The sequence below is a fragment of the Clostridioides sp. ZZV15-6383 genome (genome assembly GCF_020657735.1).
GTDB lineage: Bacteria > Bacillota > Clostridia > Peptostreptococcales > Peptostreptococcaceae > Clostridioides > Clostridioides difficile_D.
Genome location: NZ_JAGWCV010000216.1, coordinates 1 through 255 on the forward strand (window position 1 = coordinate 1; position 255 = coordinate 255).

The following is a 255-nucleotide window of genomic DNA, read 5'->3' on the forward strand; positions in this document are numbered from 1 at the left end:
AGATTTAAAGAAAGTATATGCTGCTCTTACAGAAGAGGTGGCATTAAGTGAGCTATCGCTCTTAGAGGAAAAATGGGGCAATCAATATGCGATAGCATTAAGAAGTTGGCGAAGCAATTGGAATGAACTAGCAACATACTTTAAATATCCTCAAGAGATAAGAACATTGATATATACTACAAATTCAATGGAAAGTTACAATAGATTATTAAGAAAAGTTACTAAATCGAAGTCTATTTTTCCTTCAGATGATTC

Annotated in this window: 1 protein-coding gene; it reads left to right on the plus strand. The window is 32.5% G+C overall.

Annotated features, from left to right (window positions below):
* On the plus strand, nt 1–255 hold a 255-nt coding region (locus KGF42_RS20700; RefSeq protein ID WP_227826941.1), incomplete at both ends, for a transposase.